This is a genomic window from Marinomonas mediterranea MMB-1 (assembly GCF_000192865.1).
Lineage (GTDB): Bacteria > Pseudomonadota > Gammaproteobacteria > Pseudomonadales > Marinomonadaceae > Marinomonas > Marinomonas mediterranea.
The window spans coordinates 216,189-238,051 of the sequence record NC_015276.1; the positions used below are offsets into that span (position 1 = coordinate 216,189).

Annotated in this window: 23 protein-coding genes and 4 tRNA genes; 21 read left to right on the forward strand and 6 right to left on the reverse strand. The window is 44.6% G+C overall.

The genetic code is table 11. From position 1 onward, the window contains the following. Window positions 1-118 precede the first annotated feature (118 nt). Window positions 119-1,756 (forward strand): methyl-accepting chemotaxis protein, encoded by a 1,638-nt coding sequence (locus MARME_RS01035; protein ID WP_013659419.1) that lies wholly within the window; start codon window positions 119-121, stop codon window positions 1,754-1,756. Here the strand turns inward: MARME_RS01035 and MARME_RS01040 are convergent. Then, complete coding sequence (locus MARME_RS01040; RefSeq protein ID WP_013659420.1) at window positions 1,712-2,689, reverse strand: DMT family transporter; 978 nt, start codon at window positions 2,687-2,689, stop codon at window positions 1,712-1,714. The genes MARME_RS01035 and MARME_RS01040 overlap by 45 nt on opposite strands. A 202-nt stretch (window positions 2,690-2,891) precedes the next feature. On the opposite strand from MARME_RS01040, the gene MARME_RS01045 reads away from it, so the two are divergent. The 3 genes from MARME_RS01045 (at window position 2,892) to MARME_RS01055 (ending at window position 6,357) form a co-directional block, all read left to right on the forward strand. After that, complete coding sequence (locus MARME_RS01045) at window positions 2,892-3,341, forward strand: Lrp/AsnC family transcriptional regulator (RefSeq protein ID WP_013659421.1); 450 nt, start codon at window positions 2,892-2,894, stop codon at window positions 3,339-3,341. Between the two features lie 489 nt (window positions 3,342-3,830). Beyond that, window positions 3,831-5,102, forward strand: a complete 1,272-nt coding sequence (locus tag MARME_RS01050; protein WP_013659422.1) for an endonuclease — start codon at window positions 3,831-3,833, stop codon at window positions 5,100-5,102. 256 nt (window positions 5,103-5,358) lie between these two features. Further along, window positions 5,359-6,357, forward strand: a complete 999-nt coding sequence (locus MARME_RS01055; RefSeq protein WP_013659423.1) for a branched-chain amino acid aminotransferase — start codon at window positions 5,359-5,361, stop codon at window positions 6,355-6,357. An 18-nt stretch (window positions 6,358-6,375) separates the two neighbouring features. Here the strand turns inward: MARME_RS01055 and MARME_RS01060 are convergent, their stop codons facing one another. Next, window positions 6,376-6,981 carry a GNAT family N-acetyltransferase gene (locus MARME_RS01060; protein ID WP_013659424.1) on the reverse strand — a complete coding sequence of 202 codons (606 nt, stop codon included), beginning with the start codon at window positions 6,979-6,981 and terminating at the stop codon, window positions 6,376-6,378. A 97-nt stretch (window positions 6,982-7,078) separates the two neighbouring features. On the opposite strand from MARME_RS01060, the gene sdhC reads away from it, so the two are divergent. Further along, window positions 7,079-7,459 (forward strand): succinate dehydrogenase, cytochrome b556 subunit, encoded by a 381-nt coding sequence (sdhC, locus tag MARME_RS01065; protein ID WP_013659425.1) that lies wholly within the window; start codon window positions 7,079-7,081, stop codon window positions 7,457-7,459. Continuing rightward, on the forward strand, window positions 7,450-7,800 hold the full coding sequence (gene sdhD, locus MARME_RS01070) for a succinate dehydrogenase, hydrophobic membrane anchor protein (RefSeq protein WP_013659426.1): 351 nt from the start codon (window positions 7,450-7,452) through the stop codon (window positions 7,798-7,800). Before sdhC ends, sdhD begins: the two co-directional genes overlap by 10 nt. A 57-nt stretch (window positions 7,801-7,857) precedes the next feature. On the opposite strand, the gene katG is transcribed toward sdhD, so the two are convergent. The 4 genes from katG to MARME_RS01090 form a co-directional block, all read right to left on the reverse strand. Then, window positions 7,858-10,086 (reverse strand): catalase/peroxidase HPI, encoded by a 2,229-nt coding sequence (gene katG, locus MARME_RS01075; RefSeq protein WP_013659427.1) that lies wholly within the window; start codon window positions 10,084-10,086, stop codon window positions 7,858-7,860. A gap of 134 nt (window positions 10,087-10,220) precedes the next feature. Continuing rightward, window positions 10,221-11,111, reverse strand: coding sequence for a hydrogen peroxide-inducible genes activator (locus tag MARME_RS01080; RefSeq protein WP_041647727.1), 891 nt, complete (start codon window positions 11,109-11,111; stop codon window positions 10,221-10,223). Window positions 11,112-11,341: 230 nt separating this feature from the next. After that, window positions 11,342-12,682, reverse strand: coding sequence for a GH1 family beta-glucosidase (locus MARME_RS01085; RefSeq protein ID WP_013659429.1), 1,341 nt, complete (start codon window positions 12,680-12,682; stop codon window positions 11,342-11,344). 208 nt (window positions 12,683-12,890) lie between these two features. Then, entirely contained in the window at window positions 12,891-13,319 is a 429-nt protein-coding gene (locus MARME_RS01090; RefSeq protein WP_013659430.1) for a GNAT family N-acetyltransferase, read from the reverse strand. 83 nt (window positions 13,320-13,402) lie between these two features. Between MARME_RS01090 and MARME_RS01095 the strand changes: the two genes are divergently transcribed. From MARME_RS01095 to rplL, 15 genes are all read left to right on the forward strand, one after another. After that, complete coding sequence (locus MARME_RS01095; protein ID WP_013659431.1) at window positions 13,403-14,578, forward strand: alpha/beta hydrolase; 1,176 nt, start codon at window positions 13,403-13,405, stop codon at window positions 14,576-14,578. A 55-nt stretch (window positions 14,579-14,633) separates the two neighbouring features. Further along, window positions 14,634-15,515, forward strand: coding sequence for a phytanoyl-CoA dioxygenase family protein (locus tag MARME_RS01100; protein ID WP_013659432.1), 882 nt, complete (start codon window positions 14,634-14,636; stop codon window positions 15,513-15,515). 18 nt (window positions 15,516-15,533) lie between these two features. Continuing rightward, window positions 15,534-16,493, forward strand: coding sequence for a biotin--[acetyl-CoA-carboxylase] ligase (locus tag MARME_RS01105; protein WP_013659433.1), 960 nt, complete (start codon window positions 15,534-15,536; stop codon window positions 16,491-16,493). Beyond that, entirely contained in the window at window positions 16,471-17,229 is a 759-nt protein-coding gene (locus MARME_RS01110; protein ID WP_223294999.1) for a type III pantothenate kinase, read from the forward strand. Before MARME_RS01105 ends, MARME_RS01110 begins: the two co-directional genes overlap by 23 nt. After that, window positions 17,226-18,008 (forward strand): SPOR domain-containing protein, encoded by a 783-nt coding sequence (locus tag MARME_RS01115; RefSeq protein ID WP_013659435.1) that lies wholly within the window; start codon window positions 17,226-17,228, stop codon window positions 18,006-18,008. The genes MARME_RS01110 and MARME_RS01115 overlap by 4 nt, the downstream gene beginning before the upstream one ends. A gap of 93 nt (window positions 18,009-18,101) precedes the next feature. Then, window positions 18,102-18,185 (forward strand) — tRNA-Tyr (locus MARME_RS01120). A gap of 5 nt (window positions 18,186-18,190) precedes the next feature. Beyond that, window positions 18,191-18,265, forward strand: a tRNA-Gly gene (locus MARME_RS01125). 14 nt (window positions 18,266-18,279) lie between these two features. After that, window positions 18,280-18,355 (forward strand) — tRNA-Thr (locus MARME_RS01130). Window positions 18,356-18,475: 120 nt separating this feature from the next. Then, window positions 18,476-18,551, forward strand: a tRNA-Trp gene (locus tag MARME_RS01135). 40 nt (window positions 18,552-18,591) lie between these two features. After that, window positions 18,592-18,960 carry a preprotein translocase subunit SecE gene (gene secE / locus MARME_RS01140; protein WP_013659436.1) on the forward strand — a complete coding sequence of 123 codons (369 nt, stop codon included), beginning with the start codon at window positions 18,592-18,594 and terminating at the stop codon, window positions 18,958-18,960. 9 nt (window positions 18,961-18,969) lie between these two features. Beyond that, window positions 18,970-19,503: a transcription termination/antitermination protein NusG gene (gene nusG / locus MARME_RS01145; protein WP_013659437.1), complete on the forward strand. Its 534-nt coding sequence runs from the start codon at window positions 18,970-18,972 to the stop codon at window positions 19,501-19,503. A gap of 54 nt (window positions 19,504-19,557) precedes the next feature. Beyond that, on the forward strand, window positions 19,558-19,992 hold the full coding sequence (rplK, locus tag MARME_RS01150) for a 50S ribosomal protein L11 (RefSeq protein ID WP_013659438.1): 435 nt from the start codon (window positions 19,558-19,560) through the stop codon (window positions 19,990-19,992). Next, window positions 19,992-20,687, forward strand: a complete 696-nt coding sequence (gene rplA / locus MARME_RS01155) for a 50S ribosomal protein L1 (protein WP_013659439.1) — start codon at window positions 19,992-19,994, stop codon at window positions 20,685-20,687. The genes rplK and rplA overlap by 1 nt, the downstream gene beginning before the upstream one ends. 211 nt (window positions 20,688-20,898) lie before the next feature. Next, the gene (gene rplJ, locus MARME_RS01160; protein WP_013659440.1) at window positions 20,899-21,399 is read left to right on the forward strand and encodes a 50S ribosomal protein L10; all 501 of its coding nucleotides are present in this window, start codon (window positions 20,899-20,901) and stop codon (window positions 21,397-21,399) included. A gap of 79 nt (window positions 21,400-21,478) precedes the next feature. Next, window positions 21,479-21,853 carry a 50S ribosomal protein L7/L12 gene (gene rplL / locus MARME_RS01165; protein WP_013659441.1) on the forward strand — a complete coding sequence of 125 codons (375 nt, stop codon included), beginning with the start codon at window positions 21,479-21,481 and terminating at the stop codon, window positions 21,851-21,853. Window positions 21,854-21,863: the final 10 nt, after the last annotated feature.

Sequence of the window (21,863 nt, forward strand, 5' to 3'; positions counted from 1 at the left end):
AATAAGATAAGAGTGATGTAAGAAGTTGTAAAAATGATAATCAGACTAGCCATTGATTTACTTAACACGCTACTATATTCCGCTAAGCTGAAATAAAAATAATTAGGGTAGAGTGATTATGGTCACAAATCTTAGACGTATATCGATTAACGGTCGTTTGGTCGGTTTAGTTGCATTTTTTTCGTTAGGGCTTTTTCTAATAGCGTATCTCACGATCACTGCGAGTAAAGAAAGCCTCTTGGAAGAGAAGTATTCGAAAACGAGGGAGATTGTCGAAACTGCTATGGGCGTAATCGACCATATGTACAGTTTAGAGCAGTCTGGAAAACTAACTCGTCAACAAGCTCAGGAGTTCGCTGCACAAACGATTAAAAACACCCGCTATAGTGGCTCTGAGTATTTTTGGATCAATGATTATCAAGGCAGCATGATCATGCATTCGGCAAATCCTAAACTTGATGGTAAGCCATTGTTAGCCTTAAAAGATGTTAATGGAAAAGCGATCTTTCAAGAAATGGTCAACATAGTAAAGGCCGATGGCCAGGGTTTTGTTGATTACTATTGGCCTAAGCCGGGCGGTGAGACTCCATTCTCGAAAATTTCGTATGTAAAAGGCTTTGGTCCTTGGGGGTGGATTTTGGGAACGGGAATCTACGTAGACGACGTGGATAATGAGTTTCAAAGTGAAGCGATTCGAGTTTTTCTAATCGGTGCAGGCATTGTGCTTGTTGCTTTGGTGATATCGTTTATTGTACTTCGCTCAATTCTCTTTCCACTACGCGATATTCAGAATGCGTTGCGAAATATTGCTGAGGGAGAGGGCGATTTGACCGCACGCCTACCTGAGTCTGGCAATGATCAGCTGTCGAATATTGCTCGATATTACAATGTCTTTGTGGATCGGCTCTCCCAAGTGCTTACCAAAGGGGTGTCATTGAACCGTAATGTCGAAACCCATTCTCAGGAGTTGAGGTCTGTAGCTTCAGATACCTATGACGCCACGGCTCGCTGGGAAGGAATGTTTTCTGATATGACTGGCACGATTTTAGAGGTGGATCAGTTTAAGGGCCAGGTTGAAACAAGTACGGAATCGACGCTTCAATCTACCCACGAAATGGTAAGTAAAACGGATATTGGGCAAGAGTCTTTACGTAAGACTGAAGAGGCCTTGACCAAGCTTTCTAAAGATCTTGAAATAGGGCTGAAGGCCGTAGTTGAGCTGGCCGAACACTCACAAAGTATCGGGTCGGTATTAGATGTGATCAGTGGGATTGCAGAACAAACAAACTTGTTGGCGCTAAATGCTGCTATTGAAGCGGCAAGAGCCGGAGAGCAAGGACGTGGATTTGCTGTGGTTGCTGATGAAGTTCGTAGTTTGGCTAGTCGTACGCAGGCTTCTACAGACGAAATTCAAAATATGATTCATCGTTTGCAGACTGGCGCGAAGGAAGCTGAGTCTCGTATATCAAGCAGTAATGAGCAATCGAAATTGACTACTAATGAGATATCCCAAACGTCTGAATATCTTCAGGATATAGCCAACGCAGTGTCTGAAATAAATGACGCTGGTCAGTCTGTCATACAGAGTGTTTCTCAACAAAGTGATGCTGTACAAAAATTGCAGGCTTTAAATGAGCAAGTGGCAGAGCTTTCTAAGCATGTTTCGTCTCAGGTTGAACGTAATAGTAGTACGAGTGAGAGTTTAGCGGATTCATCGCAGCAAGCGCTTAATGTGATGGCGACGTTTAAGCTTTAACTTAGTCGGAATGGTTAGACCGCTCGCGAGCAGAACGCCAAGGCAGACCAATATCATGCCGATGGCAGAGGCGGCGGTCAGCTGTTCTCCTAAAATGGGAGCTGCTGCCAAACCCACTAAAACAGGCGTTAACGACCCTATAGCTGAACTTCGTTCAGCGCCGATTTTGTTGATCGCATAACCGTAAGTAAACCCCGCCAATAACCCGACACACACTGACTGTATCAAAAGTTGGCTGATGATAAGTTCAACCGGCGTATTGGGAAATCCACTTTGTACAATTCCAAATGCAAACAGGGCAGCTAAAATAGCCGTCGATATCAGACTTAGAAATCCCGCCATTGCCAGTGGTGGTAAACCTGCAACGCGCAAGCATACGGAAAATATGGCCCAAAATGCCGCTGCTAATAGAAAGATAAGATCGCCTTTCCAATATTCTGTATTACCACCGATAAACGCCAGCGTTAAAAGGGCCGCTATGCCGAGCCCAATACTCGCCAAGCCGATGATCTTTTGTTTGCTTAACGTTTCTTTAAAAATAACGACCGCAATAACGGCGACAAAAAGTGGGAAGGTACCAGTAATTATCAAACCTGAATGCGACGCAGGTGCGTAAGCGGCGCCAAAACTGCATAAATAGAAGAAAGGAACGCCTGCTCCGACTAGTATACCCAGCAAAAGTGTTTTTGGTGTTGCTTTTATTTTTTGCCAATCTTTTATGACGAAGGGGAAGAGAAGAATCGCCGCCAAGCCAAAACGCAATATGGAGAGATCGAATGAGGTCAGTGCTGAAGTCGCACCAGCGCGCATGGCAATAAAAAAAACACCCCAAATGAGAGTGGTAAATATTGAGGCCATAATGCCCAGCTTAAACTCCCAGCCACTTGCAAATGTAAAATGCGCAGTTTTCGGTCTTGTTACGGTCGCTATCATTTTTGGCCTCTTAGAAGTCGCTGATGCCATAAAAGAGAAATGGCTAAATAGGTTATGTTTTGACTAAATATTGAACATTTTCTGAGCTACATTATCAGTGAAAGTGCTTAGGCATGTCCTTGCTATTTTTGCTATAAATGGATGAATAGTTGGCATAATATGCTAATTGTATTTAATAAAGTTTATAAAAGGGCTAATTGTGATGGATAAGGTAGATGCTGATATTTTGAAACGCCTTCAACAGGATGGACGGCTGTCAAATGTCGAGTTGGCCGAAGGCGTGAATCTGTCCCCATCTCCTTGCTTGCGACGTGTGAAAAACTTGGAAGCGGAGGGGGTTATTACAGGGTATGGTGCTGTCATTAATCGTGACAAAGTCGGGTTTGGAATGACTATTTTTGTCGATGTTTCTTTAGACAGCCACAAGGAAACGGCCACCTCCGAGTTCGAAGCATCATTGGTGCTATTGGAAAATGTCATTAGCTGTCACGAGGTTTCAGGAGTGTCTGATTATCGCCTTGAGGTGGTTGTACGGGACTTAAAAAGTTACGAAATCGTGTTAAAGCAAATTCAACAGTTACCTCATGTGAAAGACATTCAGAGCAACTTTGCCATTCGGACCGTAAAATCTGGCGCACCGATCCCACTTTAAAAATAGTATTTTTTGTAAGGAAAGTGTCCCTTCGCAGGCCTTTCCTTTTTCATTACGCTCTAGCAAAAAGTTGAATGAGGCACGGACACTGATAAATGACGTGATCGCCTCTATTCAATAATCAAGTCAACTGTTGTTACTACTTCGAACATTCTCTTTCTTCATTGCACCACTATTGTTCAAACCTTGAGCATAATCGATCCTTTTCGATTCATTTTTTCTTTTCTTCTTAAATGGTAAGAAAGAAAAATATAGATGGTTTTACTCGTAATTATCTGAATAAAAAAGACTTTATTTGAGCGAGATATAGTTGGCCTAATTCTTGACCCTTCGGTCAGTGTTATGTTTGTCATATATTTTAAGTGAATGTGTTTCTCTCAGTGTAATAACTCATTCAAATACAGACATTAACATGAAACATGCAAATCGGAAGCACTAATACAAGGAGAGTTTTATAGATAAATAATTGACCTTAAAAGGGAAAAAATAATGAAAAGAACCATGCTTTGTTTGTCAGCGGCAATGCTTTACTCTTCGGTCGCTAATTCGGAAATACTGATATCGGAAGTGCTTTATGACACTCCGGGCACAGACAGTAGTGAAGAATGGATAGAGCTTTATAACCCAGGCTGTGACGCTGTTAATTTAAGTAGTTACAGTTTGCAGGATAATGGAACGAGCTTCTCTCTGACTGGGACGATCGCTGCAGGTGGCTATATAACTATTGCTCGCAGTACAAGCGGCTTTAATGCTCTGTATGGCTCCTCACCCGATATAAGTGGACTGTCGCTGTCATTGGGAAACAGTGGAGATTGGGTTGAGCTGAATAAGAACTCCAGTGCTGTAGATCTGGTTGCATGGGAGAATAAAGTATCAGGCTGGGACATAAGTGCGCGTTATGTCTCCATTTATAGAGCCAGTAGCACGGATACGGACTCTGTTTCAGATTGGGCGGTAAGTGGTACCGATTCTCCTGGAACGGGTTCGTTAACTCAGGATTGTTCTGGTGGCGCTGCGTCGTCTGATACGGGATCAGAAATCAATGAATCTGAGTATTACGCTGACGCAACTGGTTTATCTGGAAGTGCGTTAAAATCAAAGCTGCAAGAAATCATCAGTGCAAATCATACTAAATTGACGTACAGCGAAGTATGGACAGCATTGCAATACACAGATGAAGATCCTGACAATACGAATAACGTGATATTGATCTACACGGGACGCAGTGCCGACAAAGACGACAGAGACGGTACATCGGGTTCTGACAATGATAGTTGGAACCGTGAGCACGTTTGGGCTAAATCGCTAGGGTTTCCTAGCTCAGGCCAATATGGCTATACAGATATACATCACTTAAGACCTTCCGATAAAACGGTCAACAGCTCTCGCGGTAACAAAAGCTTCGATAATGGCGGCAGCGCTCAAGGTGAGGCCGCGAACACTTTTACGGACAGTGATTCTTGGGAGCCTCGTGATGAGGTCAAAGGGGATGTTGCTCGAATGATGTTCTATATGGACACTCGTTACGATGGTAGTGATGGCAATATGCCCGATCTGGAGATTGTGAATAATACCAACGTGTCGTCAGGTGATCCTAATATCGGTGTTTTGTGTACCTTGTATGTGTGGAATGAAGAAGATCCGGTTGATTCTTACGAACAACGAAGAAACGATAGAATTCAGGAGCAACAAGGTAACCGCAATCCATTTATCGATAATCCTCAATGGGTTGAAAGTATTTGGGGGAGCGCGTGTAATTAGCCTACATTAGTATTTTCTTAAGAGCGGACGCGATTCTTGCGCGTTCGCTGTTTAAGGTGTGTACACTATTCCTTCCAGCACGATCTGCGTTGTTTTATGGTTAATATTCAACATTTGACCTTGTCGGCTTTCTTCATTTGGTTTTCTGTTTTAGTATCTCACTATTTAGCTTGTAGCTTGCGCACTTTCTAAGAAACTCTTTTTATAAACTGTGACAAGTTGACCTTCCATATTTTTGAGTCGATAGGAAAATAGAATGGCAGCGTTTGGTAGCGTGTTCATGCCCAAGATGGCAGTGACAAATTTCGAAAACAACCAATGGTCTGATGCAGCAATCGTTTCTTCAGACAGCATTCAAATGCACCCAGGTGCTCACGTATTGCATTATTCTAGTACGTGTTTTGAAGGTTTGAAGGCGTTTCGCCATGAAGATGGCAGCGTTCATATTTTCCGAATGGATCAAAACATTAAACGTTTGGCACAAAGCAGTCGTTTGTTAGCTCTGCCTGAAATTGATGAAGAGCAAGTCGCTCAAATGATCAAAGACGTGGTCGCGCAATTTGCTGACGATGTCCCAGAACCACCGGGTTCAATGTATATTCGTCCAACACACTTTGGAACAGAAGCGGCCGTTGGTAAGGCAGCAGCGCCATCATTGACGTCAATGCTATACGTTCTTTTGTCTCCAGTGGGCGACTATTTTGCGGGCGGTTCGCGTGCGCTTCGTCTTCTTTTAGATGAAACGGGCATGCGTTGTGCGCCTCACATGGGAATGATAAAAAGTGGTGGTAACTACGCGAGTGCGTTGCAACCGACGATGCAAGCGAAAGCAGATGTAGAAGCCGACCAAGTGCTTTTCTGTCCTAATGGCGATGTGACTGAAACGGGAGCGGCGAACTTTCTACTCGTTGATGGCAATGAAATTATTACGAAAGCACTGGATACGTCCTTCCTTCATGGCGTAACACGCTCTAGTATTCTGTCACTTGCCGCTGATCTGGGTATGACAGTGACGGAACGCGACTTTACAGTGACTGAGTTACTTGAATTTGCCGCTAAGCCGGGTGTTGAAGCGATGCTGTCGGGTACCGCTGCGGTACTGACCTCTGTCGGTACTTTGATTCATAACGGTCAAGAGCATAAAGTCGGCTCAGGCGAAACCGGGCCGATTGCTCAAAAACTACGTCAGGCTTTGAATGATATTCAATGGGGTAAGGCGCCAGATACGCATAACTGGCTTACTCGAATCGTTTAAATCAGCTTCCTTTTCTAATTAAAAAGCCGAGCATTTCGAGAGAAGTATTCGGCTTTTTAGTTCTCGTAACATTAAATCCTGCCCTTTTTTTGATCGTTTCACGGTTTGATAACCTAGTTTCAAATACAACGACGTTGCCGCCTGATTATTTCTTTCGACATTAAGGCTAAGTGCCTCAAACCCGTGGTGCTGTGCAAATGAGGCCAGAGCGTTAAGCAGCGTTTCTCCTACTCCAAGGCGTTTGTAATGGTCCGCTACGACCAAGCCGTTGTGTCGCAGGATACTTTTTGATGTCAGATGCAATGGCTGGGGAGTATTAAGCATTAGGTTCCACGCATAACTTAACCACGCTTTTAGGCCAATTAGCTTCAATAGTTGTGGTGGTGTTAGCTTACTTGTGAAGCTTTGATTTTCTATCTGAAACCCCGCAACGCCTGCTAGCTTGCTATCGATAAAGGCGTATAACGCGTAATCCCAATTAATCGTGTGCGCTAACACCGTTTTAAGGACATTTGCGTCAATGGTCGTACCTGCGACGAATCTTTCACACTCTGAGTAATACAAGTCGACTACATCTTGATGGTAGTGCGAGGGAATACCACGCTGAATATGTATAGAGATCATGAGGCTATGCTCGTGTTACACAACAATATAAAATATTAGATGAAAATAGGTCTCATTTTCAATAAAATAAAAAAATAATAATTGAGGGAGTTACAATATGAGCAAGGCACGTCCAGTGAATCTGGACATTAAAACAATTCGTCTTCCGATAACGGCTATTGCATCGATCTTACATCGAATATCGGCAGTCATCCTGTGGGTGGGCTTTGGCGTGTTTTTAGTCAACGCTTACTTTTCACTAAACTCGAAAGACGGCTTTGGCTATGTATCTTCCCTTCTTGCGGACTACTTCGTGATTCAATTTGTCATTTGGGGGATGTTAACCGCCCTAGGGTATTACATGGTGGCGACACTCAAGCACCTTGTTCAGGATATGGGATATTTTGAAGAGCTCGAAAGTGGAAAAATGATTGCAAATGTTGCTATTGCCATTGGGATTCTTCTGAGTCTTTGCACAGGAGTTTGGGTATGGCTTTAATATTGAAAAGAGACTGTAGAAGCGGGACGAGAGAGTGGCTGTTTCAAAGGCTCTCGAATCTTTTGATTTGTGTGTGGAGTGTTGTATTTATTAGCCTATTTATCTCCGCTCCCCAATTGAATTACGAATCATGGGTCCAACTGTTTTCGCCGCTTTGGTTCAAATTATACAGTAGTGCCACTTTGCTCATTGTTTGTTTAAATTCTGTTTTAGCAGGTTGGCAAATTGGGACCGATTACATCAAAGCGAATGCTGTAAATTGGGTCTATATGCAGTTTATTCGTTTGGTTAGTTTGCTTTATGCTGTACTAGGGCTGTTTATACTATGGGGACTGACTTAGTCCTGATGTTAGTGTACGTGGCTCTTCAAGGTAAAAGAAGAGCCACGTGATGTTTGCTTATTCTAGATTAAATCGACCTGCGTTCATCACCTTTGTCCACGCTTTGATGAAGTCTTCAATGAACTTAATACGGCCATCTTCTGAGGCATAAACCTCAGCGATTGAGCGTAGCTCTGAATTGGAGCCAAAGATCAAATCTACGGAAGAGGCAGACCACTTTTCAACCTGTGTTTCCCTATCATAGCCTTTGTAAACGCCTTCTATATCGGACTTTTTCCATTCTACCGACATATCAAGGAGGTTGATGAAAAAGTCATTAGAGAGCACGCCTGGGGTGCTTGTTAAGACCCCCCGTTGATCCCCCGCAGTGTTTACGTTGAGGGTACGTAGACCGCCCAACAAGACTGTCATTTCGGGCACTGTGAGGTTTAATGTGTTGGCTTTATCTACCATCGCTTTTAATGGCGGGTAAAAGCTTTCTTTTGAAAAGTAGTTTCTAAATGCATCCGCTTTGGGTTCAAGGAACGAAAAAGACGCGACATCCGTTTGTGCTTGGCTAGCATCTCCACGACCAGGGCTGAAAGGCAAAGAAAGCTTCATGGATGGGTCGCTTTGATGTGTGGCGTGTTCAATTGCGGTATTACCTGCTAGTACGACAAGATCGGCAAATGAAACCTGAGTACCGTCTTGTTGGGTTTCATTGAAATCCGATTGAACCTTCTCAAGCGCTGAGAGTACCACCTCCAACTCAGCTGGGTCATTTACTGTCCAGTTTTTTTGCGGAAGTAAGCGTAGACGCCCTCCATCTGTTCCTCCTCTCATGTCTGTGGCGCGATAAGAAGATGCTGCGCCCCAAGCGGCTTTAATCATAGCCGGATCTGAAAGGTTTGAACTTAGTATGCGTGCTTTGAGGTCGCTAATATCATCCGCTTGAATGAGTTTATAGCTAGGTGCTGGAATTGGATCTTGCCATAGCATTTCTTCACTTGGTACTTCGGCCCCAACATATCGAGCTCTTGGTCCCATGTCTCGGTGAGTGAGTTTAAACCAAGCTTTTGCGAACGCATGGTCAAATTCGTTAGGGTTATTTAAGAAGCGTTCGGAAATTTTTCTAAACTCAGGGTCTCTCTTTAGTGCTAGATCCGTTGTAAACATAATGGGTGCGTGCCGTACGTCTTTTTGGTGCGCATCCGGAACTAAGTTGTCGGCAAAAGGGTCGCTTGGAACCCATTGAGTCGCGCCAGCGGGACTTTTTTCTGTTACCCACTCAAACTTAAACAAGTTGTCTAGATATTGCATAGACCATTCAGTTGGGGTTGATGTCCATGCGCCTTCAAGACCACTGGTAACGGTATCTTCAGCATTGCCTTTGCCGCATTTGTTTTTCCAGCCAAGTCCTTGCTCTTCAACGGCTGCGGCTTCCGGTTCCGCTCCGACACAGTGTTCAGGCTTATGTGCGCCGTGAGCTTTGCCTAACGTGTGCCCTCCGGCGACCAGCGCGACGATTTCTTCGTCATTCATCGCCATTCGCCCAAATGATAGCCGCATATCTTGCGCGGCAGAAAGGGGGTCATGATTGCCACCAGGACCTTCTGGGTTTACATAAATGAGTCCCATCTGCACGGCGGCGAGATCACCTTTTAGGCCTCCTGTTTTAGTGCGGCGCTTGTCGTCTAAAAAAGTGTTCTCTGGCCCCCAATAGACGTGATCTGGTTCCCAGTCGTCTTCGCGTCCGCCTGCAAATCCGAGCGTTTTAAAGCCCATAGACTCTAGTGCAACATTACCACTTAGAATCATCAAATCTGCCCATGACAGTTTGCGCCCATACTTTTGCTTCACGGGCCACATCAAACGTCTTGCTTTATCAAGGTTGGCGTTATCTGGCCAGCTATTTAGAGGTGCAAAGCGTTGTTGTCCTCCGCCAGCACCACCTCGTCCATCACCAACACGATAAGTTCCAGCGCTGTGCCACGCCATTCTTATCATAAATGGGCCATAGTGTCCGTAATCAGAGGGCCACCACAGCTGAGAGGTTTTTAGTGTTTTTTCGATGTCTTTCTTTACTTCCGCTAAGTCCAAAGATTGGAACTCTGACGCGTAGTCAAAATTGCTCCCATATGGATTGGAGGCTACGTCATGAGCTCGAAGTGGGCTTAGGTCTAGTGTCTTAGGCCACCAAAAGCGATTGCTAGGTTCCGGTAGACTAGTATTTCCAGCGCTCGCGTGAGCTAAATGGGTGGCAGATAGGATTGCTAGGCAAGATAGGGCGGTGATTTTCAGTTTCATGTTCTTATTCCCTTAGTTTTGTTCTGAAACGACCCCAATAGCAATAAAGGAATTAGGCTCAGAAGGACATCAGAAAGAATCGAACATAATGATTTGATAAATCGATTGTTGGTGTTTTTATCCTTGTTTTCAAACTACATTAGTGTGCGCTTGCATACTTCTATTAGTTCTAAAATACTGGACTTCTGTGTGTAATTCGGACGGATGACAAAAGCAAGTCGGCGATGTGGGCCTGGCTCATTGAGGTGAACGGCACGAAGATTAGAATTGATGTTAGTCAATTGCTCTTTGGCTATTTCGGGAATAAGGGTGTTTCCCATATTTCCCAGCACCATTTGAATTAATGTATTTAAATGGCTTGCTCTTAGGTCGGGTTGTGGAAATTGGTGTTTGAGATCACATACATCAAGAGCGTGATCTTTAAAGCAGTGTCCCTCGCTAAGAAGCATTAAGTTGCTTTCGGCAACTTGCTTACTGGAAACGTGCTTTTGATGAGCGAATTTGTGATCTTTGAGACAAATCCAGTAAAAATCTTCTTCCCAAAACTCCAGTACTTCTAGCCCTTCGCATGGATACGGTAAAGCGATTACCGCAGCATCGATAGTGCCCCCACGTAGACTTTCTAATAGTTGGGCGGTTTGTTCTTCTATGATTGCAATATTGGATTTTGGGTGGGTTATTTTTAGCTCAGACATCAGCTTTGGAAGGATAAATGGCGCGACCGTGGGGATGATGCCAAGGCTAAGAGGAAAGCTAAGAGGTGGTTTAAAGCGATCAGACAAATGCTCAAGTTCATGAACTTCTAGCATGATTTTATGGGCACGTTTTAGAACTTCTTTTCCTATGTCAGTGACCAGTACTTTTTTGTTATCTCGCTCCAGAATCTGCACGCCAAGTTTTTCTTCTAAGTCACTTAGGCCGCTACTGAGAGCTGATTGGCTTATGTGGCATTGCTCCGCTGCTTTTTTGAAGTGAAGCGTTTTTTCTATTGCCAGCGCGTAAGAAAGCTGTTTTAAAGAAATCACGTCAATATCCTTATCGTTGTCGTAACCTGATTCCAAATGTGTCCGTGTATGAGTGTAACACCCGAGTCTCAGGTTAGCACGTTTAAGAAAAGTGACGTGTGTTTCAGTAGGAGTTAATAGGTCTGGCGCATTTTAGCGAGTCTAGCTGCCTGATAAAATTGTGCTTTTTCATCGCTGTATACAATGGCCGTTTGTGGCTGCGATTGTTCTATACAACCGCAGCCCTTGTTTTATTTTTGTCGACTTAAGAGCAGGTCGCGATAAGCGTAACCGCTTCGCTTAATGGTGCGTTCTTGAGTTTCGTAATCAACATACGTTAAACCGAAGCGTTTGCTGTAGCCTTCTGCCCACTCAAAATTGTCCATTAAGCTCCATGCGAAGTAGCCACGGATGTCGACCCCCACATTGATTGCATCATTGACTGCATTAATGTGCCCTTGTAAATAGCGCACTCGTTGATCATCGTCTACTTTCCCAGCTTCAATTGTATCGGCGCAAGCGGCGCCGTTCTCTGTGATGTACATTGGGGGGAGGTCATATTGCTCGTTTAAGTTAATAAGTAATTCGCTAAACGCTTGAGGTGCAATTTCCCAGCCTATGTCGGTGTACTCCACATTCTCTTTTTTGACCTCCCGATAGAGGTTTTCTTCATCGTATTCATTGTGATTACAGGTGTAAAAGTTCATGCCCATAAAATCAATAGGACGAGCAATGATTTCCATATCACCAGGGAGAATTGTCGGTAAATAATGAGGCAGTACTTTATTGAGTAACTTAGGGTATTGAGCCTTGAGTAGGGGCTCAATAAAAAACTGGTTATCCAAAGTTTCTCTGATTAGTGCGGCAAATTGGTCTTCCGACTTGTCACTGGCAGCGTAGGTTCTATTCATATTTAATACGATGCCCACATCGGCAGTTGGGGAGTTTGCTCGAATAGCAGGCAAAGCCAAGCCATGAGCAAGCAAAATGTGGTGCGCTGCTTGACGCCCGTATTCTGGCTTGGCAAGCCCAGGAGCGTGGACTCCGACCTCGTAGCCCAAAAGAGCGGCGCAGAAGGGTTCGTTGAACGTTGCCCAAGAATCGACCCATTGACCTAATTCGTTTGTTATAAGGTTTGCATATTCTGCGTATCGATACGCGGTTTCTCTATTAAGCCAGCCGCCTTTGTCCTCTAAGTGCTGCGGTAAGTCCCAGTGATAGAGGGTTGCAAACACCTTAATACCATTCGCTTTTAGCTCCTTTATCAAATTACGGTAAAACAATAGGCCCTTTTTATTAGGCTCTCCTTGTTCGTCCATAACACGTGGCCAAGCAATAGAAAGGCGATAAGCGTCAACCCCTAAGCTTTTAATAAGCTGAACGTCTTCCTTCCAAAGGTGGTAGTGATCGCAAGCGACGGAGCCATCATCACCATTAAGTACTTTTCCTGGCGTCGCGCAAAAAGTGTCCCAAATGCAGGGTAGTCGGCCGTCTTCAGTGTTTGCGCCTTCTATCTGGAATGACGCAGTGGCAACACCAAACGTAAAGTCTGGTTTTAACATGATGGAATTGTTTGGCAATGTGATGCTCATAGGACACCTCGGTAGCTGAAACGTTATTGTTTTGCTGAAAGGTATGTAGATAAAACGATTTGGTCAATGCAGATAGTGGGGATTCAGATGAATCTAGAAAATTAAGTGTTTGTTAAGGAGCGCGTTATAAATAAGTATTTTGGATTTATTTTGAAGACTAGATCGGCGAGCTTGGTATTCAAGCAAAGAGTTTGGCTTATTGTGGGTATTATCCGATGAAAAGCATCGGAGTCAGACCTGGGTTGCTGGATAAGTACTTCAAATAACGAGACTTGAGCGCCGTTGGTAATGTCTCGGGCGTAATCTCTTTAAAGTGGTTTTTAAGATAAAACGGCACAACGTTTTGCAGAGCGAAGCAATATGTAGGTTTGCTTTTCAATGCGGAGTACGAGCCAGCTAGTAGCGTTGCGCCAAGTCCCGTTTGTCTTTTGTCCGGGTGTGTTACCATCGCAGTGAGGAGCTGGATATCGCCTTCGATGGGTTTTAACCTGTACGCCGATAAAATCGTTGCGCCATCTTTAATGACCCATAACGGTTCTGATTTATTAGGCTTTCCACTGGGGTAATAGGCTTGGTAAAACTTTTTTACGAGTGGGAACCAGAGAGGCTCGACTTTAACTGGAATATAATTAGGCATCGCACTGATTACCGATGTTAGTGATTTAACTCAGATAGGATATCATAGTAAAGAGTTGGCCAATATTATTAGGGAGAATCAGTGTGTTCATTCGTTACTTTGTCTTGGGCGTTGTGTCTTTGCTTGCTACACACATTTGGGCCGCAAACCCTTACGTGATTGAAATGAATGAATCGTTTGAAACGTATCAAGCGAGGGTCAAGCTTTATCTCTTGGCGAATAAAGAATGGGTGAACCCTGACAATAAAGAGGTTGAAGTCGAGGCGGTTTTGCCCAAAGAATGGCGTCCAGGCACGGATTGCGATACTGAAGAAAAGGTCAAGCGTGGCGTTTTGTTACTCCACGGGCTTTCGGACTCGCCTTATTCTGTTCGTGATACAGCTAAGGCGTTGGCGGCCCAATGTTTGTATGTCCGGGTGATGTTACTTCCGGGGCACGGTACGAAACAGGAAGACCTGCTCACTGTGTCGCGTGATGATTGGCGCGAGACTGTTAAAGCGTCTTTTGCTCATTTCAGCGCAAAGCTTGATCAAGTGTTTGTCGCTGGGTTTTCAACTGGTGGTGCACTTGTCACGGAGTTTGCTTGGCATAACCCAGATAAAGTGAGTGGTGTTATTCTTCTTTCCCCACTTTTTAAAATCAACACCAGTATCGACTGGCTAAGCCCTGTTGTTTCGTTGTTCACGGATTGGTTAGATCGATACAAAACGGATGATTATGCCAAATACGCTTCTATTCCCACGCCCGCGATTGTTGAGGCGTATCGTATTGCGAAAGAGGTGCGTGGGCTAGTACACGATAATCCAAAAGACATTCCTGTGTTTATTGCACTTTCTGAGGAAGATGCGACGGTGGATTCGTCGGTTACTTTGACCTTATTTGATGAGGCTATGATTGGAAATACCAACCAAGTTCTTTTATACAGTCGAACTCAAGCCGAAGCTCAATCAGATCGAAAAGCGGTAGTGAATACTTACTGGCCAGATCAAAAAATTATAGGACTGTCTCATATGGGGGTGATCGGAAACCCTAACAATACTTATTATGGCGAAAAGGGAAGTTACCGAATTTGCGATTGGCACCGTTCTGATGATGCTCAGTACAAAAAGTGTCAAAGAGCAGAAAACAATTGGTATGGTGAAAAGAGTGATGAATTGCTGGCGAAGAGTGATATTGCTGGACGCGTTTCGTGGAACCCTTTGTTTGATGATCTAATGAAGGATATCGGCTCTTTTATTTCAGCCCATTCTGCGTATTAAAATCTGATGGCTTTCTAAGGTAGCGACTGTCAGTGTGATTGATTTGGAGAAGTGAATGTTTGGTCAAATTGAAATACGACTCAACGAGTTAACGCCAGAACAGATTGCTCAATATCACGAGCAAGGTTTTTTGGTTATTGAAGGCGCGGTTTCAAGCGGCACATGTGATTTATTAAAATCTCGAATTAATGAACGGTTGGAAGAGTTTGACCCTAACAGTATTCGATCAATCTTCACCACGAAAGAGCAAGATCGTCAAACCGATGATTACTTCTTAAAATCTGCAGAGCGCATCTCTTACTTTTTTGAAGAGGAAGCGTTTGATGAGCATGGCGAGTTAAGGCAGGATAAGGTGCTATCAATTAATAAAATTGGTCACGCTTTGCATGACAAAGATGAATTATTTGCTGATTTTTCATTGAGTCCTATCTGGGCGACGATTCTAAAGCAGCTCGGTATGAAAAAGCCATTGGCCGCTCAATCGATGTACATTTTTAAACAGCCCAATATTGGGGGAGAAGTGAACTGTCACCAAGACAGTACGTTCCTCTTTACTCGGCCGATGAGCGTGATTGGGTTATGGTTTGCCATTGAGGATGCCACGTTAGAAAACGGTTGCCTTTGGGGCGTCCCTCAAGGGCATAAACAAGGGCTTGAGAAACGCTTTGAGCGGGTTTCAGAAGGCGAGAGCGCTATGAAAATGACGAAATTGTCTGACGTAGATTGGCCTGATGAAGCGTTGGCGCCTTTAGAGGTCCCCAAAGGTTCTATGGTGGTTCTAAACGGTGAGTTTCCTCACTTGAGTCACGCAAATCGATCAGCGCAATCACGACATGCGTACGCCTTGCACGCGATTGATGGGGACTGTGAGTATCCAAAAACAAATTGGTTATTGCGTCATGGGCGCACATTTCCAGAATTTAGACACAATAACTAAAAGAAGAGATAGACAGGTATGCGAGATATTCTGACCTTGCTGAGTGACAGTCAATTCCATTCGGGTGAAGAATTGGGTAAGGAAATCGGTGTTTCCAGAGCTGCGATTTGGAAGAAACTCAAAAAGCTGGAAAGTATCGGTGTACGAGTACACTCTGTTAAAGGGCGAGGGTATCGACTGCCAAACAAGCTGACCTTGTTGGAAGAGAGTCGGTTGCGTGATGAAGGCCTTAATTCAACTGTATCTGTCAATATTCAGTTTGAAACAGGGTCGACTAACGGCGATTTGAAACAGTACATTAATCAAAATGGCAGTTTACCCGCACTCTTTGTTTGTGAGAGACAAGTTCAAGGAAAAGGCCGAAGAGGGCGTAGCTGGGAAGGCGGCGTCGCGCGCAATATCATTATGTCGTTTGCTTGGGGATTTGAAGGCGGAGTGGCGGTTGTAGAAGGGTTAAGTCTTGCGGTTGGCGTTGCCGTCGCTAACGTGCTGGATGAGCTCGGTATTGCTGGTGTAGGCTTGAAATGGCCTAATGATGTCCAAGTTGAAGGTAAAAAAATAGCAGGTATCCTACTGGAAATGGTTGCTGATCAGGACGCTTGTCAGGTGATTGTCGGCATTGGCTTGAATGTTGAAATGCTGGATGACGAAATGTCTGCCATTGATCAGCCTTGGACTGATCTAGCATCAAGATTGCCGCAAACGCCCGATCGAAATAGAGTGCTTGCGTTACTCGCAAATGAATTAGTAGCGATATGTGAAAACTTTTCGAATGGGAAAGGGATAGAGTATTACCAGAAAATGTGGCAGAAACGCGATGTCATGCTGAATCAACCCGTTACCGTAACGAGTGTTGGGCAGCAGTTAAAAGGCACAGCGCGTGGTATTGACGCACATGGTGCGCTCTTGTTGGAGCGTGATGGTAAGATTGAGTCCCTGCATGGGGGAGAAGTCAGTGTGCGAAGGCAAAACCAATAATATTATGGTTCAAAAAGTATTGGTGGTAGATGCGGGGAATACTCGTCTAAAGTGGACCGCCTTTGATGGCAATGAAGTCATAGGCAAGGTATACGACAATGATCCACACAGTTTTGATAATTTCTATCCTGACATTATTTATTTTGCGAGTGTTCGTTCGAATGAGCAAAATGCGATGCTGCATGCGGATATTCAGGCTGCGTACCCAAATGTTGAGTGGTTGCCCATTGTGGTGGAGGCGACTTCATGTGGTGTGACAAACTCCTATGAAGAGCCGCATCGATTGGGGGTTGATAGGTGGCTGTCTTCCATTGCTGCGTACCATGAATCCAAAGGCGCAACCTTAGTCTTTGATGCGGGAACAGCGATTAAAGCTGATTTCGTTAATGGCCAAGGTGTTCATTTGGGAGGTTATATCGTTCCTGGCCTTAAAATGATGAAAGAAGGGTTAGTTAGTAATACGGCTCGCATTCGTTATTCCAATGATGAGCTTGGAAAGGGTCAAGGCATTCCTAATAATACGGCTGGCGCGGTAGAATTAGGTTGTGAAGAAATGGCGGTTGGTTTTGTTGAGCGGTTAAAGCGCTTATATCCTGACTATGTTTGGTTTGCAACAGGCGGGGGAGGTAAGACGTTGATTACATCAGCGGGAGCAAATTGCATTTGTGATGAGCACTTGGTTGCTAAAGGTGCGAAACTAGTGGGCGATGAAATTATAGAGAATCGAAAAGCATGAGATGGTTGTTTTTATTGGTTGTGCTGATTAATGCAGGATTTTTTAGCTGGCACAGCTTTTCTCAGGATCAGCGACAGGCTTTTCAGGAAAAAGTGTATGCGCCGCCGGTGGGGACGAAAATCGCTTTAATGTCCGAGCCAGTTGAAGAGTTGAGTGTTAAACCAGCGCAAAGAGAAATCGCTGAGCGGCGTGAAGCGTTAGAAAGATTAGAAGGGCGATTACAAAACGCGGTTTCCGAAGCGGAGTCGAATTTACGTAATCCTACTCTTTCGTCTGATGGGGTTGGGATAGCTGCGACACAAGAACCTCGTGACGAAGACGTAAAGTCTTGTAGAATCATTGAAACCGAGCGAGAGAAGGATCACAAAGCCATACTGGTCTCTTTAAACAAAAAGCGCTGGGCCTATACCGAAACTCAGAAAATCGGTGAACGAGATAAATACTGGCTTTATATATCGGCACCAAATAATCGAGCGGCGGCGAATAAAATTGTGGCAGATCTCAAAGGGAGAGGGGTTGATAGTTTTATTATTAACCGTGGCGAAATGAAGAATCGCATTTCTTTGGGGCTATATTCGTCTAAAGTGAGAGCGGAACAAGCGGCGGCTGCCATTAAAACTAAAGCGAATTACGATGTCGAAGTTTTCGAACATCAGCGTAAAGTAAGTCTGTATGTTGTTGATATTGCGACACAGATGACAGATGAGTTGTTCAATAATTGGCTTAAATCACTAGAAATGGAACCGTCTTTGATAAAAATTGAAAAAAAATCTTGTTAGCGCTTGCATTTGCTAAAGCGATTCATATAATGGCTCCCACCTTTTGGAGCAGTAGCGAAAGTTACAAGAGATAGTGTGAGCTGTCGTATTAGTGGAGGGGTTCCCGAGTGGCCAAAGGGAGCAGATTGTAAATCTGCCACGAAAGTTTCGGTGGTTCGAATCCACCTCCCTCCACCATTTAAGCGGGTATGGTATAGTGGCTATTACCTCAGCCTTCCAAGCTGAAGAGGCGGGTTCGATTCCCGCTACCCGCTCCAAACTCCAAGATTGTGCTCATGTAGCTCAGTTGGTAGAGCACACCCTTGGTAAGGGTGAGGTCGGCAGTTCAAATCTGCTCATGAGCTCCAGCATTTCAAAAGTGCATTTAAATAGGTGGGATTGACCGCCTTTTTTATTGTCTGTTTTTTGGGCGAATACCCTTGCAAAGTCCTTTGTAAATCGGTATCATCCTCCGCCCATACGATTGTAGGCCAGTAGTTCAATTGGTAGAGCACCGGTTTCCAAAACCGGCTGTTGGGGGTTCGAGTCCCTCCTGGCCTGCCAAATTTCGTATCCTATATCTAAGCTAGGGATCACCTGAAGTATGAGTTCGAATACAGAAGCTCAAGAGTCTCGCGGAGACGTATTTAAGTGGGCGATTGTTGTTCTGCTGGTTGCAGCAGGCGTAGTTGGTAATAATTATTTTTCTGCAGAATCGTTGCTGTATCGCTTAATTGCGGTATTAGTTTTGGCGATTGTGGCGGGCTTTATCGCTTTGCAAACGGTCAAAGGTAAAGCGTTCTTTACTTTGGCGAAAGAAGCTAAGAAGGAAATTGGACGCGTAGTATGGCCAACTCGTCAAGAAACAGTTCAAACAACATTGATCGTTTTGGCGGTTGTTATATTTATGTCTCTCGTGCTGTGGGGTGTTGATTCAGCTCTTGGTTGGGTCGTTTCCGCAGTAATAGGTTAGGAGTTGGTCGTGGCTAAACGATGGTATGTAGTACAAGCGTACTCGGGGTATGAAAAGCATGTGATGCGTGCGCTTACAGAGCGTGTGCAGCTTATGTCTATGCAAGATTTGTTTGGCGAGATTTTGGTTCCTACTGAAGAAGTAGTCGAAATCCGCGACGGTAAAAAGCGCAAGAGTGAGCGAAAGTTCTATCCAGGCTATGTGTTAGTGCAAATGGATATGAACGATGACTCTTGGCATTTGGTGAAGGGTACATCGCGTGTGCTTGGCTTTATTGGCGGCACAGCAGACAAACCTTCTCCAATCACTCAGCGTGAAGCGGATGCTATTTTGCAGCGCGTTAACGAGGGTGTAGACAAGCCTCGTCCTAAGACATTGTTTGAAGCGGGTGAAGTGGTTCGTGTTAATGACGGGCCGTTCGCTGACTTTAATGGTGTTGTGGAAGAGGTTGATTATGATAAGAGCCGAATTAAAGTGGCAGTATTGATCTTTGGTCGATCTACCCCTGTTGATTTGGAATTTAGTCAGGTTGAAAAAGCCTGATTTTGTAAACGGGTAGCCTAATGTTCTTAGGCGGTGACCCATCTGGAGTAAATAATGGCTAAAAAAGTCCAAGCTTATATCAAGCTACAAGTTAAAGCGGGTCAAGCGAACCCAAGTCCCCCAGTTGGTCCAGCTCTTGGTCAACATGGTGTGAACATCATGGAATTCTGTAAAGCTTTCAACGCTAAAACTCAAGGCGTTGAGCCAGGTCTTCCAACACCAGTAATCATTACTGTATACGCTGACCGTAGCTTCACATTCGAAACTAAATCGACTCCAGCTTCTGTTCTTCTTAAGAAGGCAGCAGGTCTGAAAAGCGGTTCTCCACGTCCTAATACTCAAAAAGTTGGTACGGTTACTCGTGCTCAACTAGAGGAGATTGTTAATGCTAAGCAGCAAGATTTGACTGCTTCAGATATGGATGCTGCTGTACGTACTATCGCAGGTAGTGCGCGCTCTATGGGTCTAGATGTTGAGGGTGTTGAATAATGGCTAAGCTAACTAAACGCGCTCGCTTGATCGCTGAAAAAGTTGAAGCGACTAAATTGTACTCTGTAGAAGAAGCGGTTGCTCTTCTTTCTGAGCTTTCTACTGTTAAGTTCAAAGAGTCTGTAGATGTTGCTGTTAATCTAGGTGTAGATCCTCGTAAATCTGATCAGGTTGTACGTGGTTCAACAGTATTGCCACACGGTACAGGTAAAGATGTACGTGTTGCCGTATTTGCTCAAGGTGCAAACGCAGAAGCTGCTAAAGAAGCAGGTGCTGATATCGTTGGTTTCGACGATCTTGCTGAGCAAGTGAAAGCAGGTAATCTAGATTTTGACGTTGTTATCGCTTCTCCAGATGCGATGCGCGTTGTTGGTCAATTGGGTCAGGTTCTAGGTCCACGTGGTCTTATGCCTAACCCTAAAGTTGGTACTGTTACTCCTGATGTTGCGACTGCAGTTAAAAACGCAAAAGCTGGTCAGGCTCGTTACCGTACTGATAAAAATGGTATTGTTCATGCAGGTGTTGGTTCTATCGACTTCTCTGCTGACGCTATCAAAGGTAACTTGGAAGCGCTTCTAAGCGACCTACGTCGTGCTAAGCCAGCGTCTTCTAAAGGTATCTTTATGAAGAAAGTGACTTTGTCCTCTACAATGGGACCTGGTCTATTGATTGATTTAGGTGCATTGAGCTTCTAAGTCGAGCTGAGGGCCTGTATGACTGTTTCATATAGGCCGTCACAGACCGTAGGAACGAGAGTTTAATTAAACGTTGCGAAACGTTTTTCCTGCGCAGATGGTGTGGCCCGATTCAGATTAAACTGGATCCAACTCACCAGTAAAGTACTCCGAGCAATCGGAGAGTTGGTAAAATTTAGGGACTTGTCCCTGCTAATCCAGGAGAAAACCAGTGGCATTAGGTCTAGAAGACAAAAAAGCCATTGTCGCCGAAGTTAGCGAAGTTGCCCAAAGTGCGTTGTCTGCTGTCGTAGCTGATTCCCGCGGTGTTACCGTTGGTGATATGACTGCACTTCGCAAAGAAGCACGCGAAGCTGGTGTTTATGTACGTGTTGTGCGTAACACTCTAGCTCGTCGTGCTGTTGATGGCACTGACTTCGAATGCTTAAAAGACAGCTTCGTAGGTCCTACGTTGATTGCTTTCTCTAACGAACACCCAGGTGCGGCTGCTCGTTTATTGAAAGAATTCGCGAAAGGCAACGATGCGTTTGAAGTAAAAGCATTGGCGTTCAACGGTGAGTTGATCGCAGCAGGCGACATTGATCGTTTGGCATCTTTGCCAACATACGACGAAGCTATCGCGAAGTTGATGAGCGTACTACAGGGTGCTACAAGCAAACTGGTTCGTACTCTTGCGGCTGTACGCGAGCAGAAAGAGCAAGAAGCTGCGTAATTTTATACGCGCTCTTGATACACTTATTTTGTTTTATTGCCCTCGGGCAATTATTAAAGAATGCTAGGAAATCTGAGTCATGGCTCTAACTAAAGAAGATATCATCAATGCAGTAGCAGAAATGTCTGTAATGGACGTTGTTGAACTTATCGAAGCAATGGAAGAAAAATTCGGCGTAACTGCAGCTGCTGCAGTTGTTGCTGGTCCTGCTGGCGGCGACGCTGGCGCAGCGGCTGAAGCTCAAACTGAGTTTGACGTTGTCCTAACTGCTGTTGGTGATAAGAAAGTTAACGTAATCAAAGCTGTACGTGCAGCAACTGGTCTTGGTCTTAAAGAAGCGAAAGGCATGGTTGACGGCGCTCCTGCTACAGTTAAAGAAGGCGTATCTAAAGAAGAAGCAGAAGAACTTAAAGCTGCTCTTGAAGAAGCTGGTGCATCTGTCGAAGTTAAATAATGACAGAACT

Coding starts and splice junctions, on each gene's coding strand:
- MARME_RS01055 (WP_013659423.1), top strand. CDS start 5,359: ATGGCAGCGTTTGGTAGCGTGTTCATGCCCAAGATGGCAGTGACAAAT.
- MARME_RS01035 (WP_013659419.1), top strand. CDS start 119: ATGGTCACAAATCTTAGACGTATATCGATTAACGGTCGTTTGGTCGGT.
- katG (WP_013659427.1), bottom strand. CDS start 10,086: ATGAAACTGAAAATCACCGCCCTATCTTGCCTAGCAATCCTATCTGCC.
- MARME_RS01090 (WP_013659430.1), bottom strand. CDS start 13,319: ATGCCTAATTATATTCCAGTTAAAGTCGAGCCTCTCTGGTTCCCACTC.
- rplK (WP_013659438.1), top strand. CDS start 19,558: ATGGCTAAAAAAGTCCAAGCTTATATCAAGCTACAAGTTAAAGCGGGT.
- MARME_RS01100 (WP_013659432.1), top strand. CDS start 14,634: ATGTTTGGTCAAATTGAAATACGACTCAACGAGTTAACGCCAGAACAG.
- MARME_RS01115 (WP_013659435.1), top strand. CDS start 17,226: ATGAGATGGTTGTTTTTATTGGTTGTGCTGATTAATGCAGGATTTTTT.
- MARME_RS01060 (WP_013659424.1), bottom strand. CDS start 6,981: ATGATCTCTATACATATTCAGCGTGGTATTCCCTCGCACTACCATCAA.
- sdhC (WP_013659425.1), top strand. CDS start 7,079: ATGAGCAAGGCACGTCCAGTGAATCTGGACATTAAAACAATTCGTCTT.
- sdhD (WP_013659426.1), top strand. CDS start 7,450: ATGGCTTTAATATTGAAAAGAGACTGTAGAAGCGGGACGAGAGAGTGG.
- MARME_RS01085 (WP_013659429.1), bottom strand. CDS start 12,682: ATGAGCATCACATTGCCAAACAATTCCATCATGTTAAAACCAGACTTT.
- MARME_RS01050 (WP_013659422.1), top strand. CDS start 3,831: ATGAAAAGAACCATGCTTTGTTTGTCAGCGGCAATGCTTTACTCTTCG.
- rplL (WP_013659441.1), top strand. CDS start 21,479: ATGGCTCTAACTAAAGAAGATATCATCAATGCAGTAGCAGAAATGTCT.
- MARME_RS01040 (WP_013659420.1), bottom strand. CDS start 2,689: ATGATAGCGACCGTAACAAGACCGAAAACTGCGCATTTTACATTTGCA.
- MARME_RS01045 (WP_013659421.1), top strand. CDS start 2,892: ATGGATAAGGTAGATGCTGATATTTTGAAACGCCTTCAACAGGATGGA.
- rplA (WP_013659439.1), top strand. CDS start 19,992: ATGGCTAAGCTAACTAAACGCGCTCGCTTGATCGCTGAAAAAGTTGAA.
- MARME_RS01105 (WP_013659433.1), top strand. CDS start 15,534: ATGCGAGATATTCTGACCTTGCTGAGTGACAGTCAATTCCATTCGGGT.
- secE (WP_013659436.1), top strand. CDS start 18,592: ATGAGTTCGAATACAGAAGCTCAAGAGTCTCGCGGAGACGTATTTAAG.